General features: G+C 37.3%; 17 protein-coding genes. 10 read left to right on the plus strand and 7 right to left on the minus strand.

The genetic code is table 11. The features are described 5' to 3' along the window. Positions 1–159: 159 nt before the first annotated feature. The 3 genes from L1999_RS12975 (at position 160) to L1999_RS12985 (ending at position 4186) form a co-directional block, all read left to right on the plus strand. Positions 160–1539: a Mur ligase family protein gene (locus L1999_RS12975; protein ID WP_235743922.1), complete on the plus strand. Its 1380-nt coding sequence runs from the start codon at positions 160–162 to the stop codon at positions 1537–1539. 290 nt (positions 1540–1829) lie between these two features. Next, the gene (locus L1999_RS12980; RefSeq protein ID WP_235743923.1) at positions 1830–3044 is read left to right on the plus strand and encodes an ATP-grasp domain-containing protein; all 1215 of its coding nucleotides are present in this window, start codon (positions 1830–1832) and stop codon (positions 3042–3044) included. 113 nt (positions 3045–3157) lie between these two features. After that, positions 3158–4186 carry a YheC/YheD family endospore coat-associated protein gene (locus L1999_RS12985; RefSeq protein ID WP_235743924.1) on the plus strand — a complete coding sequence of 343 codons (1029 nt, stop codon included), beginning with the start codon at positions 3158–3160 and terminating at the stop codon, positions 4184–4186. A gap of 244 nt (positions 4187–4430) precedes the next feature. On the opposite strand, the gene L1999_RS12990 is transcribed toward L1999_RS12985, so the two are convergent. Together L1999_RS12990 and L1999_RS12995 are read right to left on the minus strand one after the other, a co-directional pair. Continuing rightward, positions 4431–5351 carry an alpha/beta hydrolase gene (locus L1999_RS12990; RefSeq protein ID WP_235743925.1) on the minus strand — a complete coding sequence of 307 codons (921 nt, stop codon included), beginning with the start codon at positions 5349–5351 and terminating at the stop codon, positions 4431–4433. A 285-nt stretch (positions 5352–5636) separates the two neighbouring features. Beyond that, positions 5637–6293: a YczE/YyaS/YitT family protein gene (locus tag L1999_RS12995; protein ID WP_235743926.1), complete on the minus strand. Its 657-nt coding sequence runs from the start codon at positions 6291–6293 to the stop codon at positions 5637–5639. Between the two features lie 243 nt (positions 6294–6536). On the opposite strand from L1999_RS12995, the gene L1999_RS13000 reads away from it, so the two are divergent. From L1999_RS13000 to L1999_RS13010, 3 genes are all read left to right on the plus strand, one after another. Next, positions 6537–6788: a hypothetical protein gene (locus tag L1999_RS13000; protein WP_235743927.1), complete on the plus strand. Its 252-nt coding sequence runs from the start codon at positions 6537–6539 to the stop codon at positions 6786–6788. Between the two features lie 143 nt (positions 6789–6931). Then, positions 6932–7321, plus strand: a complete 390-nt coding sequence (locus L1999_RS13005; RefSeq protein ID WP_235743928.1) for a cupredoxin domain-containing protein — start codon at positions 6932–6934, stop codon at positions 7319–7321. A 231-nt stretch (positions 7322–7552) separates the two neighbouring features. Next, on the plus strand, positions 7553–7873 hold the full coding sequence (locus L1999_RS13010; protein ID WP_235743929.1) for a hypothetical protein: 321 nt from the start codon (positions 7553–7555) through the stop codon (positions 7871–7873). A gap of 598 nt (positions 7874–8471) precedes the next feature. Here the strand turns inward: L1999_RS13010 and L1999_RS13015 are convergent. Both L1999_RS13015 and L1999_RS13020 read right to left on the minus strand, forming a co-directional pair. After that, the gene (locus tag L1999_RS13015; protein WP_235743930.1) at positions 8472–9278 is read right to left on the minus strand and encodes an alpha/beta hydrolase; all 807 of its coding nucleotides are present in this window, start codon (positions 9276–9278) and stop codon (positions 8472–8474) included. Further along, on the minus strand, positions 9263–9457 hold the full coding sequence (locus tag L1999_RS13020) for a hypothetical protein (RefSeq protein ID WP_235743931.1): 195 nt from the start codon (positions 9455–9457) through the stop codon (positions 9263–9265). The genes L1999_RS13015 and L1999_RS13020 overlap by 16 nt, the downstream gene beginning before the upstream one ends. A gap of 369 nt (positions 9458–9826) precedes the next feature. Between L1999_RS13020 and L1999_RS13025 the strand changes: the two genes are divergently transcribed. Beyond that, entirely contained in the window at positions 9827–10126 is a 300-nt protein-coding gene (locus L1999_RS13025; RefSeq protein WP_235743932.1) for a hypothetical protein, read from the plus strand. Here L1999_RS13025 and L1999_RS13030 read toward each other — a convergent pair. Continuing rightward, positions 10077–11426, minus strand: coding sequence for an MFS transporter (locus L1999_RS13030; protein ID WP_235743933.1), 1350 nt, complete (start codon positions 11424–11426; stop codon positions 10077–10079). The genes L1999_RS13025 and L1999_RS13030 overlap by 50 nt on opposite strands. 436 nt (positions 11427–11862) lie before the next feature. Between L1999_RS13030 and L1999_RS13035 the strand changes: the two genes are divergently transcribed. Then, entirely contained in the window at positions 11863–12708 is an 846-nt protein-coding gene (locus tag L1999_RS13035) for an STAS domain-containing protein (protein ID WP_235743934.1), read from the plus strand. A gap of 179 nt (positions 12709–12887) precedes the next feature. Here L1999_RS13035 and L1999_RS13040 read toward each other — a convergent pair whose 3' ends face one another. After that, entirely contained in the window at positions 12888–13379 is a 492-nt protein-coding gene (locus tag L1999_RS13040) for a CBO0543 family protein (RefSeq protein ID WP_235743935.1), read from the minus strand. 1304 nt (positions 13380–14683) lie between these two features. On the opposite strand from L1999_RS13040, the gene L1999_RS13045 reads away from it, so the two are divergent. Continuing rightward, positions 14684–14968 carry a hypothetical protein gene (locus L1999_RS13045; RefSeq protein WP_235743936.1) on the plus strand — a complete coding sequence of 95 codons (285 nt, stop codon included), beginning with the start codon at positions 14684–14686 and terminating at the stop codon, positions 14966–14968. Between the two features lie 48 nt (positions 14969–15016). Here the strand turns inward: L1999_RS13045 and L1999_RS13050 are convergent, their stop codons facing one another. Beyond that, positions 15017–16468, minus strand: coding sequence for a MocR-like pyridoxine biosynthesis transcription factor PdxR (locus L1999_RS13050; protein WP_235743937.1), 1452 nt, complete (start codon positions 16466–16468; stop codon positions 15017–15019). A 131-nt stretch (positions 16469–16599) separates the two neighbouring features. Between L1999_RS13050 and L1999_RS13055 the strand changes: the two genes are divergently transcribed. Further along, entirely contained in the window at positions 16600–17217 is a 618-nt protein-coding gene (locus tag L1999_RS13055) for a LysE/ArgO family amino acid transporter (RefSeq protein WP_235743938.1), read from the plus strand. Positions 17218–17315: the final 98 nt, after the last annotated feature.

The raw sequence follows: 17315 nt of genomic DNA on the forward strand, positions 1-17315 counted from the left end.
TGTATAGATATAGGGTGGGCTACATCCGAATTAACGCCTGTGGAGAGCCGTGCAGACGATAGTAGCGAGCAAGTGGCGAGATCGGGTTCTAAGAAGCAGGAAATAATCTAGCATAAATAAATGATGGTATTTGTTTATGTTTTTAGTAGCAGGGAGATTTTGAAGACATTATTATTGGAGAACATTTTAACTGCCATGAACATTCAGCCTACTAGAAAGCAAAAAGGGATACGGATTAAGACGGTCACGGATGACAGATCTGAAATTAGTAGTCATACGCTGTATTTTCGCTATAACAACAAAGAAGTACCTGTTGAAAAGATAAAAAGGTACAAGAATGTATTTATCGTTACAGATAAACCATTTTCAGATATGGATCGATTACATTCAGAGCAAATCATTATGGTAAAAGATCTGAAAGACAGTTTCTATAAATTCACCTCATATTACAGACATCTGTTTAACATTCCTGTAGTTGCCATTACAGGTACATGCGGAAAGTCAACTACGAAGGAAATGTTAAAACATATTTTAGAAGATAAACACAATGTCCAAGCAACAATATCGAGCAAAAATGCTGATTATTACAATCTTTCTTATTTACTGGGAATTGATGAAGATACGGATGTGGCCGTGTTTGAGACAGCTGTATCTAAAATAGGGGATATGACACAATCCTGTAAGTATTTTTACCCAACGATTGGGATTTTGACAATGATTGATGTGGATCATACGGATCAAATTCGATCATTCGATGATTATGTAGCAGAAAAAGTAAAAATTATGGAAGGAATGAACAATGAGGGAACGCTTATTCTAAATAAGGACGACCCATATCTCTCCACCATAGATACTTCAAAGTTTAAAGGGAAGATTATAACATTCGGAAAAAACAAGAATGCTATTTTTAGAATAAAAAGGATTCAATATAATACATCCGGCATGACTTATTGGGTTGAATATAAGCAAAATGATTACAAAGGATATATACCAGGTCTAGGGGAGCATAATGTCTATAATGCAGCCGCTTCATTAGCTGCAGCTGCGAGCTTAGGTGTGGATCTTAACTATGCGTTAAAAAGATTATCCACTTATCATCACATGGGATCCCATTTTCAAATTATTAAACTGCGAAATCAAATTACATTGGTGGATGATACTTGGAAGTCCAATCCTGCTTCCTTAAGAACAGGATTAGAAACATTATGTAAGATCGCATCGGCAGCTCAAAGAAAAATTGTTGTTTTGGGAAGAATGCAAGCACTTGGAAAATATGCAGATGAAGAATACGAAAAGGCAGGTCATCTGGTAGGTGACTTGGGGATTGATGTTCTTATTACGAAAGGATCGATTGCAAAAGATTTTGCAAAGCCAGCAATAGAGGCGGGAGTAAAATCGCATTATCATTTTACAGAAGTAGATGAAATAAAGAATTTTTTTGATTTGTTTTTACTCCCAAATGATATTGTTTATTTCAAAACGGCCGGTAATGGCTATGACTTCGATGAGATCATCGATTATCTAAGGGGAGAAAATTAGGAAGTTTTAGAACAGCTCTCATTATGGAATGTTCTTTATACTATTACTGCAGTTAACCCACAACACGGTTCCATTTATCTTACTTTTGAAGAGCGATTTGCACCTATTGCAGCCGCTCTTTTTATTTTTATCTTTATTAAATTTCGGTCTTAAGAATTAGTATGATTGTCCAAACCAAACTTGTCATAAGACAATATATTAAAAAGGAAAGCGTTTGTACTTTACTCTTCCACATTGCTGTTAAAGCTAAATCTTCTTACATAAAACCATAAAGGTAGGATGATGAACGTATGCAAACTATTGTATTTATTGAAACGAACAAATCTGGGTCAAGCAGAGAAGCAATCAAAGCCGCAGAACGACTCGGCTATTATACGGTGTTATTTACCAATAAACAAAAATACATTCAACAAAGAACAGAATTCCCTGATGTCCATCAAATGATTTTAGTGGATCTATCTAATTATGATGAATTAAAAAACAACCTTAGCAAACTACAAAAACAGGGTAAACAAATAAAAGGGATACTTAGTTTTGTAGATCCTTTTGTCCATGTAGCAGCAACTTTATCAGAAGAATATTGTTCAAGTATAGTCTCTACTGAAGCCATATTAAAAATGGAAAATAAAGTTTTAACCCGTGAACTTCTCAAAGACCATCCACTATCTTCCCTCTATGAAATTTATACACCAGATTATCCATTAGAGAATTTTATTGAACAAGCTAAAGATCATTTACCACTTATTGTAAAGTCTCCCACATCTGCCGGCTCAAGAGATGTTCTTTTGGCCAATAACGTGAACCAGTTAAAGCAGGCAATGCAAAAATTACTTGAAAATAATAAACAGATTTTACTAGAGGAATATCTAGAAGGACCTCAATATTTAATTGAAGTTCTTGTCCACAATGGAAAAGTTCATATTGTGGCAATAATCGAACAACAGATTGCCTTTTCACAACGATTTATCGTAAACGGATATTGTTTACTACCATATATCAATCCGCGTTTATACAATAGTATCTATGAGACCGTAAGTTCCATTTTAAAGGCTTTTCAAATGAAAAATGGTGCCTGTCACTTAGAAATGCGCATGGTAAATGGGTTGTGGAAATTAATCGAAATTAACCCGCGAATCTCAGGCGGAGCGATGAATCGAATCATTGAAGTGGGATATGGAATTAATTTAGTAGAGGAAACCATTCAATTAATGCTAGGAAATGAGCCTTGCCTTACTAAAAAATACAGTAAGTATGTATACGCACATTATTTTACCGTTGGTTCTAGGGGAAAATTAATAAAGGTAACGGGGAAAGAACTCAGTTCTAATTATCCAGGTGTCGAAGAGGTGTATATAAAGCCCCGAAAAGGCCAGATCGTACGACCGCCTTTATCAATGGGAGATCGCTTGGGATATATTTTGGCATCCTCAGATAATAAAATAGAGGCGGAAAAAATTGCCATGCAAGCAGCCAGCAATATCCGTTTCTACCTTGAATCTCTTTAACATTTCCGAGTGATAAATAATGTGTATGATGTTCATCGTGAGCTTTAATGAATGAACAATGATTATCGTCTTTTTATAAGAAACAGAACTTGGAGAGGTGGAGAAGAAGCAAAATGACGTTAATAGGCATGCTTCATCATCGTAAAGATCCAAGTAAAGTAAAGAAAGCATATGCATATGCCGCTGTAGCCAAAGCAGAAGGTGTAACCTTTTTTTACTTTACCCCAGGGAAGGTGAATATAAAACAAAAGAAAATCTTAGGAAAATCCTATGAAAATGGACAATGGATTGAAAAGGAATTTCCTTTCCCTGATGTCATTTATAATGCAAGTTATAAAGAAACTGAGAAAACTAGACCGATCTTTGATTATTTGTATGAGCGGATTCCGTTTACAAGTCATTCGATTGGGGACAAATTATCTGTATATAACAGAATAAAAAGAGCAAAAAAATATAAACAATATCTTATTCCTTTTTATGAATTAACAAACATTCAGATTTTTACAGACATGATCAATCGTTATCAAAAGGTGATCATCAAGCCATTATCTGGCCATCAAGGCGGCGGCGTTGTTTTTATTGAAAAAGATGGTTCTAATCATTATAAAATCAATGAAGCCGGAGAGGAATCATCTATTAATGAAAAACAAATGCTAGACTGGTTATCGCCAAAAATAAGAGAACAAGATTACGTCGTTCAACAGTTTATTACGAGTCAAACAAAATCTGGACATGTTTTTGATTTCCGGTTGCATGTACAAAAAAATGGAGAAGGAAAATGGGTGATTACTTCTATTTATCCAAGGATCGGGCGTTTAGGGACGATCACTTCTAATATGGGGAGTGGAGGTTATAGTACTTACCTGGATATTTTTTTAAAACAAGAGTTTGGTGACTCCTGGTATGATATGAAAAAGTATCTTGAACAGTTTGCAATCAGTTTTTCAAATCATTTTGATTCTTTATATGACAGTGAATTGGATGAATTAGGGATTGACGTCGGAATAGATGCAAATCAAAAACTATGGCTTTTTGAAGTGAATTGGAGACCAGGCCCACCTAATATATATAGTCTTGAATTAGATGTAGCCAAAAATACAATTTTGTATGCTAAATATTTAGCTGATAGAAATAAACTCTAAGTGGAAAAATTCCCGAAAAGTTTCATGGGATCAAAGGTTTCTAGTGCAACTGGGCAGGTAGACACGAATTGTAATAAGTAGGGATGATGATAAGCAAAAGAAAAGCGATGACAGACAGTGGTGTCATCGCTCTTTTTACATCTGTATCGTCACAAGAGAGAGAAGGAGAAAATTAGATAACGCTAAATTTGGAAAATCTAAGAAAAGCTTGATGTTTAAAAGAGATCCCTCTGCTGTTTACTGCCTAGCCAAGTTTTAAGTGATTTTCCAGGAATCGGAGTACACGGTGTGTATATTCTTTTTTATTTAAAAGATAGGAATTAATGTGCTGACAATCTTTCGTCAGCCACAATTCTTTATGGTTATCAGATGAGATCGTTTGCACGATTTTTTCACTCTCTGCATAAGGAATCGCTTCATCCGTTTTACTATGAATAAGGAAAAACGATTTTCCTTTCGTATTTCTTACATGTTCAATGGGTGATACTTCAGTGGGGTCGATTTTGAGGAGTATTCGCATCGAGTGATAGATTATCGATGTAAAAGGTCTTTTGGGCAGCTTGGTCCAGTGAGAAAGATTTTCTTTTAAAAAAGGTCCTAATTCACTAAAGGGACTATCGGCAATGATGGCGGAAACAGCAGGATGTTCACATCCGGCAATAAGAGCAGCAGCAGCTCCCATACTCCAGCCGAGGAGAGCAATCTTTTCCTGATTTTTTTCTTGAATGGCATAGTCAATCGCTGAATACAAATCGTGTCTTTCGAAATATCCAATCCCTGTGGTTCTTCCCTTCGACTTGCCTGCATTACGAAAGTCAAACATCAGGACATTATATCCATGTTCCGCGAGAACTTTGGCGAGTTGTAGTCCTTCAATTCCTTCCATGGCTCGTTCGTTCATATATCCGTGAGCCGTGATGACCGTTTTCTTGCTTTGGTTGGAAGCTGCTGGAATCCACCAGCCAGAAAGCTTAACTTGATCTTTTCGGCTGAAAAATTCAATCTCTTCGAATTCAAGACCGTATTCCTTCGGTGTTTTCAGGGTTTTTGCCGGGAAGGGATGTGTTAGATACAATCCGATGGAAACAGGCGCAAGAAAAAATAAAGCAGGTGCTGCCAATAAGGGGCGCCAAATTGATTTTCCTTTTTTCTCCTTGCTCAACATCCACTCCTCCTTTCCGTTTATGCAACCGATACTTTATGGTATGCGGATGAGCACAAAAACGGAAAAGTTCTAGAGTCCCATTTTACGTACTTTTTTAAAATGGTCAACGGCAGATGTATTGAAGAAATGCATTTAAATAAAAATGCAATTTAAACTCGAGCAGGACTGGCTTGGATCAAGATAAGTCCCGCATTCGCCGATATTGTCAAATCATGCGCTTGCCTAGGAAATGAGGGCCTTGCATCCCAAAAAAACCTCTATTTTGAAATAGAGGTTTTTCAGCCATTATTTAGGAAGGTCAACTGACGCTGGTAAGGCTGCGTGATTATTTCGTAACAATGGTTCTGCAAGCTGCTTCCGGAAGTATTGGACAAGAGGGCCGGTTCCAAATGCCATGATGACGGTGGCAATCCCCACAATGGCCCCGAAGGAAAAACCAATCACTACGCTTATTACATCTGCCATCATTCGAGCGAGGACAAATGGTATTTTGTTACGCGATAATTTTTGAATGACTAGCGGCATAGCATCCCATGGAGAAATGCCCAAATCGGAAGTCATATAAAGGGCAACACCGATTCCAATCAAGACTACAGCAATAAGGAGGAATATAATTTTTGTAATGAACAGCGGAGAAGGGCCGAGTAGCACATGGTAACCATTTACAAAAAAATCGGAAATGAAACCAATTCCAACCATGTTAACAATGGTACCAAACCCAATGGCATTCCGAACAAAAATAAATTGAATAATAAGTATGAATAAATTAAAGATTAATTGATAAACACCAAACGAAATATGTAAAAATCCACTTACCCCTAAATTCATCGTGCTAAAAGGGTCAGTTCCAAAATGACTTAAACGTAATAGGGAAACGGCAATTCCGATACATAAGTTTCCAATCACCGTCATAAAAATTCTTCTTATAGTAAATACATGCATAATTATTCCTCGCCTTCAACGCACTGTTAAAATTTTACCTACCTTGTAATAATAGTCTTTTCATAGAAGAGCTTTCAACCTATTTATTTTTCCTAAATAACTTGACGATACGTTGAAGTACCGAAATAAGTAATGAGTATGGGACAATAGCCAATAAACCTATTTAGAGAATACTTCCAGTTATTTATTATATACTATATAAGAACATTTGTTCTATAATAATTAAGAAAGAGGTGTTCGGATATGGAGTTTAACTTAGAAGTACATTTAAAAATTGAAGGAACAGGGCTATTTGTTAGAGGAAGATTTTCAGCACGGAACAAACAAGACATCCCAGCTGTTGCCCATCAATACATTCAAAGCATTAAACATGAAACGGGGTATCGGAGAACATTAATTGAAGAGGTAATGGTGAACGGATCAATTGACATAACAGAGGAAGTAAAAGAAATCGAAAATCAACCGATTCCACCTATGGACGATATCTTTTGGTAAGAATTTGACTGATGCTTGTGCATAAGAAACGGTGTATAGCTGTTTTAGATACCTGCTGCTGCTAGTTTTTATTGTGAACCCAACCTTATCTAATAATATTTTATAAATAGGAAAAAAATAGTCTTAGGAAAGGAGGGATAGAAATGTTTTTGAAAAAGTGGGTAACTGGCTTGGTCGTTTTGTTCGCGATGATGGTGGGTGTGACAACTACAAGCTCACTCCGTGTAACTGCGGAATCTGAGGTCGTAATACAGCCTGCTCAACCAGTAACAGCGGTTCAGGTCGAGTTGAACGATGATTACTTTAATCCAAAATCGATCACCATTCCGAATGGAAAAACGACAACGTTGATATTGAAGAACAATGGTAGGAAAGAGCACACCTTCACTGTGGAAAAGCTCCGAATTGACGAAGAAATCCAGCCTGGAAAAGAAAAAACCATTTCCGTGAGCCCGACAAATTCTGGTACATATGATCTGATATGTCGGTACCATTTCCAAGAGGGGATGGTTGGGAAAGTAATAGTCAAATAAGAAGTGGGCCGATTGGCCTTGCTTATAGTTTGTTCATTTTCCTTTTAATGACCTCAAAATTTGATGGTATTTGGTTCATTTTTTGAACTGAAAAAGCAGATGGCTCAGTCCGGATACTGAGCCATTTGCTTTGAACTTTGAAACTGCCTGGCTTGGATTTGCTTTGTGGTGGTATAAATCCCAACTATCTTTAATAGATTCTAGTAAAGAACTACTTAAGGGGTTGGTAGAATGTATCCGGATAAGGTAGTAAGGGAAATGACTGGTGTCAGCAAATCATTATTAGCGGATCTTAGAGACGAGTACAGAAAATATGGTTTAATAAAGGAATTTGAATATTTAAATGATACTCATATTGCTGATTTAGAAAGAGTCCAGCAGATGAGACAAGATGGGAGATTAGTTAGTCAAGCCATAAGAAGAGTAGTCAGGGAAAGAGCATTGAAAACTCTACTACAGGAATGTAAGCATGGGTTTGAGGAATTACATGAAATGATTAATAGATTTGAAGTGAAGTTGGAAAGATTGGAAAAATTCGCTGATAGAGAGTAGATAGAAAGGGTAATGGTTTAGCCATTACCCTCTTTTGATGGAAACTGACTGCATGGTAGAACAGTCCATTACTTTACGACGATTTTATTGGATACTGTTGGGGGAAGATAAAGAGAGTTTATAACCCATGTACGGTCTAAGAAGGAAGAGCTCCGACAGATAAGAAGGGTTCATAACCCCTGTAAGGACTAAGAAGGAAGAGCTCCGACGGATAAGAAGGGTTTATAACCCCTGAACAACTCAAGAAAGAAGAGCTCCGACAGATAAGAAGGGTTCATAACCCATGTACGCAACAGAAAGGAAGAGCTCCGACAGATAAGAAGGGTTCATAACCCCTGAACAACTCAAGAAAGAAGAGCTCCGACAGATAAGAAGGGTTCATAACCCCTGTACGGTCTAAGAAGGAGGAGCTCTGACAGATAAGAAAGGTTCATAACCCCTGTACGCAACAAGAAGGGGGAGCTCCGACAGATAAGAAGGGTTCATAACCCCTGTACGCAACAAGAATGATGAGCTCCGACAGATAAAAAAGGTCTATAACCCCAGATTTACAGATTTGTAATTAAGACTTTAGTCAAAACCATGATAAATAGTCTCTCTATTTGCCAACAATCTGCTTGCTGTCAATATCTCTACCCATAATATGGTCGCCCAGCCACGCGGACAAGCAATTCCTAAATTCTTCTGGAAGAGGCTCTTCTAATAACTGCTTATAAATTTTCAAAGGGTTAGAGGCGTCCATGATGCCGGACCAGCTTTTTAGAATATGAGTCATATCTTTGATGACATGAAGTTCCACCTCACCTGACACAGAAGGAATGACTTGTTCACAGGCAGCGAGCGGTACCTGGCAATCCTTTTCACCGGCTATAACAAGAACAGGGCAGGTGATTTTACGGAGGTCTGCAAATACATCATATTGGTAAAACTCTCGCAGCCATTTAGCGGGAAATTTCTTTCCGAATACCCTCATGGTCTCCGCAGTGCTGTTCAATACTTTTCTATCAAATTTAGCATTTGTCTTTTTTGCTTTTTCTGTTGCATGTAATGTTCGAATCATCCATCCCTTAAATCCGCCAAGTTGATTTAAGGCATCATACGCCTGTTGGCGCTGCCAGTTTATGATTTCCTGCATAGGCATCGCCCCACCACATAAAAGGATCACTCCGGCAGAAGGCTCCTGGGCGTAAACCGCTGGTGAAAGCTGTGCCCCTTCACTGTGGCCAAGGATAATGGTTTGGTTTTCATTTACTTTTGGATGCTGTTTAAGATAGCGAAGGGCAGCGGTTGCATCGTTTGCCAAGTCCCGGAATCCACGTGTATAGGCGTCACCCTCACTCTGGTGGGTGCCGCGTTTATCATAGCGGAGTGTAACAAAACCGAGGCCTGTTAGGAAATCAGCCAAATCTTTATAGATCCCCATTTTGAATTTTGGGACGTTCCCATCACGGTCACTCCACCACTTCCGGGGATAATCAGGACAGCAGGATAAACTTCCTCTGTTCCAATCGGTATGGTAAGTGTACCTGAAAGTTTTACTTCACTGTGAATTACAGCATTCTCTTCTTTGATTTTATAACTCATGAAATCTGCTCCTTTTCTACGCATCCGGAATCTTAAATGTTGTAATCGTCCGTATTTAGCCTTTACCCGGTGTATTATAAATGTATTTCTGAAACAAAACTACAAGTCCTTTCAAATCAGATGCAGGATTAAATTTGCCTTTTTGTTCTTATCATCACTTAGTGCTTAATTTATTATCATTATTAATAATGATAATAAAATATTTGTGGATAAATGTAAACTGGTTTTTAAAAAATTTACGATTCTAGAACGTAACTTATTTCAATGAGGTGTTGAATGCTTATTATTTTATAGTTTCAACAAAAAGACCGAATAGTTTCTTAGTCAAATTATCTTGTATTGGAATTTAATTCCGGCTTTAGCTTTAGCATGTTAGGCACAATTCCGATTAATTTTGACCGTTCCGGCTTCTGGTTTAGCGTGATAGGCACAATTCCAATTAATTTTGACCATTCACGTTTCAGCTTTACCATATTGGGAACAATACCTGTTTATTTTGACCGTTCCGGCTTCTGGTTTACCGTGTTGGGAACAAATCCTGTTTATTTAAACCGTTCCGGCATCCGCTTTTCCATGAATTCAGTTATCCAAAAGGGGACACAATTCGGTGTCCCTGTTGCTATTGCCTCTGCTTCTGTAACTGTGGCATCCGTAGTGTTAACAGCATAATCAAAATTCCAATGATCACACAGATGACCGCCATTACATGAAAATGGCTTGTTGAAAAATCCTTCCCAAACAGAATACCCAATAAACTAGAAGAAAAAATCGTTCCTATGTATCGTGACGTCATAAAAAGCCCCGAAGCCGCACCGGTTTCGGCAGGAGGAACAAAGGAGTAAAGGGCCGTCTGCAAACCAAGATTGTTGAAGCCGTTGCTTAAGCCAAGGACCGATAATGAAAAGAAGATCCATGCCGCCGTCGATGAACCGTGAATAGTAAGAAGAAGCAAGGAACCTGCAATCATGCAGGATGTCCCTGTGATTAAAGCAGGTTTTGAACCACGTTTGTCAATCCATCGGCCAGCAAGTGGCGACACGATAATTCCGAAACCGGCAATGGAAAGCATAATAAGACCCGTCGTCTTGGAATCGAAATGGCGAACATTTTGCAGATAGAGCGGCACCCCAAAGAAGATCGAGTAGAAAATCACATTGACCAGGATAAACTGCACATACACAAAACTCATATTCCGGTTTTCTTTAAGAGCTACTACATTGATAAATGGGTGCGATTGTTTGCTTTCGTATTTATAAAAAACGAAGATAAAAATCAGGCTTACCAAAAGTTCACCCCAGTTAACTCCAATTTCCCATGACAGCAAAAACAAGAGCAAACTTAAAATGGACAAGGCAAACAGAAGGATTCCGACATAATCAATGGTGACTTTCCGGCTTTGATCTCTTTTATCTTTTGGAAGAATAAAAAGCCCCAGAAAAAAGGCTGCCAAAATAAATGGAAAGTTAACCAAAAAGATTGCTTGCCAATCCCAGTAGTGGGTGAGAAACCCACCGATAGAGGGACCCAATGCAGCCGACACGGATGAAAAAATCGAAAGGACCCCCAGTGCCTGTGCTTGGTTTTCCGTGATGGATTTGCGGATAATTCCCATTCCTGCCGGGAAAAGAGCTGAACTTCCGATGGCCTGGATAATCCTGATTCCAATCAGCCAGCCAAAACTCGGGGAAAAAGGAGCCGCACAGGATGCGGCGGCAATCATAATCAGACCGAGTAAATACATTTTCTTAAGGCCGAACGCATCGCCGAGCTTCCCCATTACCGGCTGACCGATACCACTGGCAAGATAATAAGTGGAGATCAGCCAAGATGCATCCGTAAACGAAAGAGAAAATTGATTTTGGATGCGGGAAAGCGCAACGGCAATCATCGACGAATTCAATGGATTCAACAATATTCCCAAAGCAACAGCAGTAATAAAAAGAAAGCGATTTTTGTTAGGGTGAGACATAGTTTCTCCTCCAGTGTATTTCTTCCTTGCAATTTTCCCTACTCATTGGTTTGAGTTGTACATTTGTATCTAAATAAGTATAAAAAGAGACGGACTTCCCCGTCTAACTATTATGTTTGTTTTGGGTGTCTGATTCATAGAAAATGCTTTAGATTACATCATATTTGGGATAAATACGTTTGTAAAGAAATAATAACCAAGTGCACCGACTACTACACCAACAAGAAATAAAAGTATGGCGAAATTATTTTTCTTCACCATCGCTCTCCTTTTTCCTGAATACTAAAATAAGAGGCTTGGACAAGGTTAGAAAGAGAAATTTTATACGAACATAGTAGGTAAGTACAACAAACAGATGCATGCAGCAAGACTTAAATGATAAGATAAGGTAAAATTTACTTACTATTAGATTGAATTGATGGAGGGGGTATTGAAGTTGCATAAAAATAAAGAATTACACTCGTTTCTATTGGCTAAGGCAAGAGATCTAACAGAGGAATGGTATAATTCTCTAGATAAAAAAGACTCTTCAGGAGTATATGCCTCGGATGACCCTAAAGTAATCAATACTTTAAAAAAACAAAACTTTGATTTCCATTTACATCTTTGTGAGGTTTTTATTAAAGAAGAAACAGAGTTCCTAGAAGAATTTCAAAAATGGATCCTTTCGATTGCGCAAGATCCGCAGCATTTAAAGACCCCCATCCATTTTATGTTAAGAGAATTTTTCAGGGTGCGGGAACAGTACCTCGATTATATTAAAGATTTTGTCGTTTTACATATGGATGAGTATTCCAATGAAGTGATCGATAGCTGGAATCGAGTGATTTTAAAAGCATTTGATAAAGTTATGTTAGGATTTGTTGAAGAGCATCAATACTATCTACAAAGAAAACTATCTGCGCAAGGGGAACTTATACAGGAGTTGAGTTCACCAGTTATTTCTCTCGATAACGAGGTAGCGTTACTTCCTTTGGTAGGTGAAATAGATACTAGACGGGCAAGGGTAATGCTTGAAAAAACATTGAGCCAGTGTGCCCATCTGGGAGTGGATTTTCTTGTTATTGATTTATCAGGCGTCCCCATGATTGATACAATGGTAGCACAACAGATTTTTCAACTGATAAAAGGATTGGAATTAATGGGGGTAACATCTACTCTTTCAGGAGTTAGACCTGAGATCGCACAAACAGCAGTACGGCTAGGACTCGAATTTAATGGTGTTTCTACCTATTCCACTTTACGCCAAGCACTGAATTCGATGGGAATCGTCAAAAGATAGATTTTTTTGTTTGTCGATTAGCTACCACAAAACGGTAGCTTTTTTATTTAAATTGGCTATGTTAAAGAACAATGTTGATTTCTTATTGAACTTACGGAGCAGGTTAGCTGAAGAAGGAATTGCATTTGAAAGAAAAGAAGGCATAAATATGAAGCGTTGAATAACGCTTCGGATGTAAACTATTGTGTGTTTTCTGTTTGTTTCTTTGATAATTTCCTAATTAACCCCATAAGATACCTGACCATAATAAAGGTTGTGGCAATTGAAAAAAAACTATGTATTGATGTCCATGATTTTTTATAGCTAATTAACTTTGTGTTTTTTTCAATCCAATCCTCTGCTAATGCAGATGGGGCACTAAATAATAACGCCTTAATAATAATACCTAAGTTACTTGATTTTCTGGTCAATTGATTAAAGTAAATACAGCTTACAGGGAAAAGTAAGTAACTAAATAAAACACTAATGTCAAAAGTTTTAAATAAATTAACTGGATATTTAAGGTAGCCTTTTTTTACTAGAAGATTATCCAATATTGAAGCAATGTAGCTTTTTAATAAAAAAATGATCAACCAATCTTTTAATGGTGGCTTTCTAACTAAATTTATAAATGTGGCGATTCCAAAAACAAATAATATCCTTAAAACCTTTTTTTCAAATCGGTTAGCCATATTTTGTTCTCCTGTTTCAGTTTATAGTAGTTTAATCCAAATTCATAAATTTATTATTACGTCATCTTTCGATGATATTGTGAATCAATGTACTTAGGCTAAATGGCAGTTTAGTTGAAGAAAAAAATTTTAACTTGTTCCACAATCGGGCCAGATTGTGGAGTAACTCTTTTATTACGTAGTAGACCTATACAGCGCAGCAAGGATATCTCATTTTTAGAGAACATTGTGAAGGAATGAACTTGAACTATTGAAGTTAGTTGAATAATCATTAAAAAAAGGACGGTACTCATTTACATTAATTTTGGTACTGTCCTTTTTCATGTCGCTGGCAGCTTTATTGTTGAAAGGGCAAAATAGGAGAAAATTTACCCGCTATTAGTGATTGCACAGGGACTACCACATCTTTTGCTGGGATGTTTTTTCTATACTGATACCAGTGTGTTAGGACCCTAACATGCCTGTAATATAAAATTCAAAATGAATTCAAACTCTTGACTATCAGGAGAAAACGTCAGATTTTCTCGCACTATAGGCTTTAATGTGTCTTTGGTTTTTTGTAGAAACATGGGGTTCCCGCTAGAACTTAATAAGACGGACACATATTCTCTCTCCTTTCACTTCATAAAAGATGCGATTGCATCGAGAAATTCTTCGAAAGTATAACTTTACACATTCTCTACAATTTCTTTTTTACAATATTGAAGTACATCATTCTCCAATTGCTCGAGTACGTCATAAACATCTATAATTCAATAAAAAACAAAACACAAAATCAAAATTTAGAGGGTTAACAATAAACAAGCCGTTTCCTTTTGGGAAACGGCTTGTTTTGGCACAACTTGGTGAAAAAACGCACTTAAAGTAACTGAGGCAGGATGGTTGAAGAAAGAAGGTAAAAATATATTGGAAACCGAATAGGATAATTAGGAAATCATACCAAAAAGTTAGGGGTTAGCCTATGCCTATCGTTCTGTTCTTTTTATGGTTTGTACTACCTATGTTAGGAGTTCTGTGGTTTTTAAATCTCGTTTCCTTGTTAAAGAAAATAAAAGAAGAAAGAAATACTAGGAACCAGACAATATTTGGTGCGGTTCTGACCTTCTTTTTTGTTTTTACATTTATGTATGTCTTTGCTGACTTACATTAATAATTATGTCTTGTAAAGCTAACGGGGTATGTTATGACAACAAGTGAGACACTAATTTCTTTTGAGGTAACGTACAGTTGAGTTGAGCAAGGATTGGGCTTTCTGGTAATTATTTTTTTACTTCGGAAGGGAACGGATTCAATTGAGAGTAATCTTGGAATTTATTCGTATTATAGCAATACTTCTTATTCTTGGTGGTTTAATGGGCGATATCGTAAAGTTAAAATATGCAAGTTTTGGAGTAAATGTAGATAATACCAATGGCGCTTTGTTAGTTGGATTTTCAATCCTGATTTTACTTTTTGTATTGTATAGAAATAAACTCCAATTTTCAGGATTTTACAAATCAGCAGGGAGGGAAAAGCTCCCGAAAAAAGTGGGTATTTCTCTGGTTTTTTGTTCATTCATCATGCTAATTTTAGCACCCATCTTCCACTAACGGGGGGCAACGGGTGCTTTACTGAAATAAGGGCTTCAAATGAAGCCCTTATTTGGCTATTAATTTGATTATTTTTGATAAGCGTTTAAGACCATCTTCTATACTTGTAAGAGATGCAAATGCATAGGAAATACGAAGAAACTGTTCGGCTTTATGATCATAAACATTTCCTGGATTCAGTAAAATTCCTTCTGTAAGGGCCATTTCAAATAATTTTCTCATCGAAATGGACGGTAACAACCGCAGCCAAATATAAAATCCTCCAGTTGGTTTATCCCAAACGGCAAGATCAGAAAAATACTTATTCAAAGTATTTAATGTAAAATCTCGTCGAGTTTTCAGTTGTTTTCTTACTTCTTGAAGATGTTCATGGTAAAGTCCACTGGAAAACCATTCAGCAGCTGCCCATTGTGATAAAGAACTAGACCCATAATCAGTTTGCATTTTAATATCTGCTAAGTGCTCCACTACTGGTTCTGGACCCACAATCCAGCCGATACGAAGACCGGGACTTAACGACTTCGATAAACTTCCCAAATAAAGGACAAGTCCATGTTTGTCAAAAGCCTTAATGGGTTTAGGCGGATTCTCATCCAGCCATAATTCTCTGTACACATCATCTTCAATCAGGGGCAGTTGTTCTTGTTGGCAAGTATCTAGTAATTGTTTACGTCTTTCGAAAGTCATTAAGGTCCCAGTTGGATTATGAAATGTTGGGATGGTATAGAGTAAAGCAGCATTTTGTTGTTTTTTATATGCTGGAATTAGCTTGGTTTGAATTCCTTCTTTGTCCATAGGAATCCCCATTAAACGCATACCTGCTGACTGAAAGACATTTAAAGAATGAAGATAGGATGGCTTTTCTGTTAGTACGGTAGAACCCCTATGTAATAAACCCACACTTATAAGCTGTAGTGCCTGTAATGCACCTGACACGATTAAAATGGAAGAAGGAGAAGCATGGACCCCTATGCTCTTCAAATAAATTGCGATTTGTTCTCGTAAGGGCAGCAATCCCTTTGGTTCTTCATAGCCATAAGAAATTTCTTTATTTGACAATTGCTGAAAAATTTTTTTCATAAATTGACTAGGGATTAGATTTGGAGATAATTCTCCAGTTCCTAGACGAATAATGTTCGGAGTAAATTCTGCATGATTTATTTCCTGAATTGTTGGCAAGTTTGGCTGGTGAGTTCCGAACTTTACATACGAATTCCAATCAGGAGGCGGGGTAGTAGCTAACAGGTTCCACGTGTTGTTTATGACTCTTGTGCCACTGCCGCTTTTTCCCTCGATAAGTCCTTCGGCTATTAATTCGTCATATGCCGTTACAATGGTGCTTCGATTGACTTCTAAACGTTTGGCCCACGTCCGCTGGGGAGGGAGCTTATAGCCGATTGTCCACTCACCATTGGCTATTTTTTCTTTCATAAAGTCTGTTATTTGTTTATGTAGTGGTACTGGTGATGATTTATTTGGTTTCCAATCGGTGTTAAACATAAGATGGTTCTCCTTTTTGTTTTTATTATATAACTTGGTTGGTTTGAATTCCATCCAATTGGTTGGAGACAAAAGCAAAATTTCCTACTAAAATAAGACTCGTTGATCGATATAAGAAAGGGCGAAATTATATGTTAGAACCATTTTTTCATGGATTTATTCTTGCGCTAGGGCTGATACTTCCTCTTGGTGTGCAAAATGTGTTTGTTTTTAATCAAGGGGCCCTACAGCCGCGATTTGTTCAGGTGCTACCAGTTATCCTAACAGCTTCTTTGTGTGATACGCTATTAATCTTGGTATCTGTTTTGGGTGTTTCATTTCTGATTTTAGGTTCATTTTGGATCAAAATGATCTTAATTGGGGCAGGTTGTATTTTTTTACTCTATATGGGATGGATTACATGGAATAGTAAACCAAGTAATGAAAGAGAAGGAAGCAGGGATAAATTTTCCTTAAAGAAACAAGTAGTGTTTGCAGCATCGGTTTCCTTACTGAACCCTCATGCCATCATGGACACTGTGGGTGTTATTGGCACAAGTTCATTAAGGTATCAAGGGGAAGAGAAAGTAATCTTTGCTTTTGCTTGTATTTTGGTTTCATGGCTTTGGTTTTTTGGACTTTCACTGATGGGACGTTTGACTGGAAAGCTTGATCAATCAGGTAACTTTTTACTGATGTTAAATAAACTATCAGCCCTAGTCATGTGGGGGGCAGCAGTCTTTCTTTTGTACACTTTAGTGAGTAAATAGAACAAGTTAATAGGAACCGTGTATAGAAGGAATTATGGATACATTATAGAATATCTATTATATAGGGAGTGGATCATCGCTTAAATGGAAAGAGCAAG

The sequence above is a fragment of the Neobacillus drentensis genome, assembly GCF_021560175.1.
In the GTDB taxonomy this organism is placed as follows: domain Bacteria; phylum Bacillota; class Bacilli; order Bacillales; family Cytobacillaceae; genus Neobacillus; species Neobacillus drentensis_A.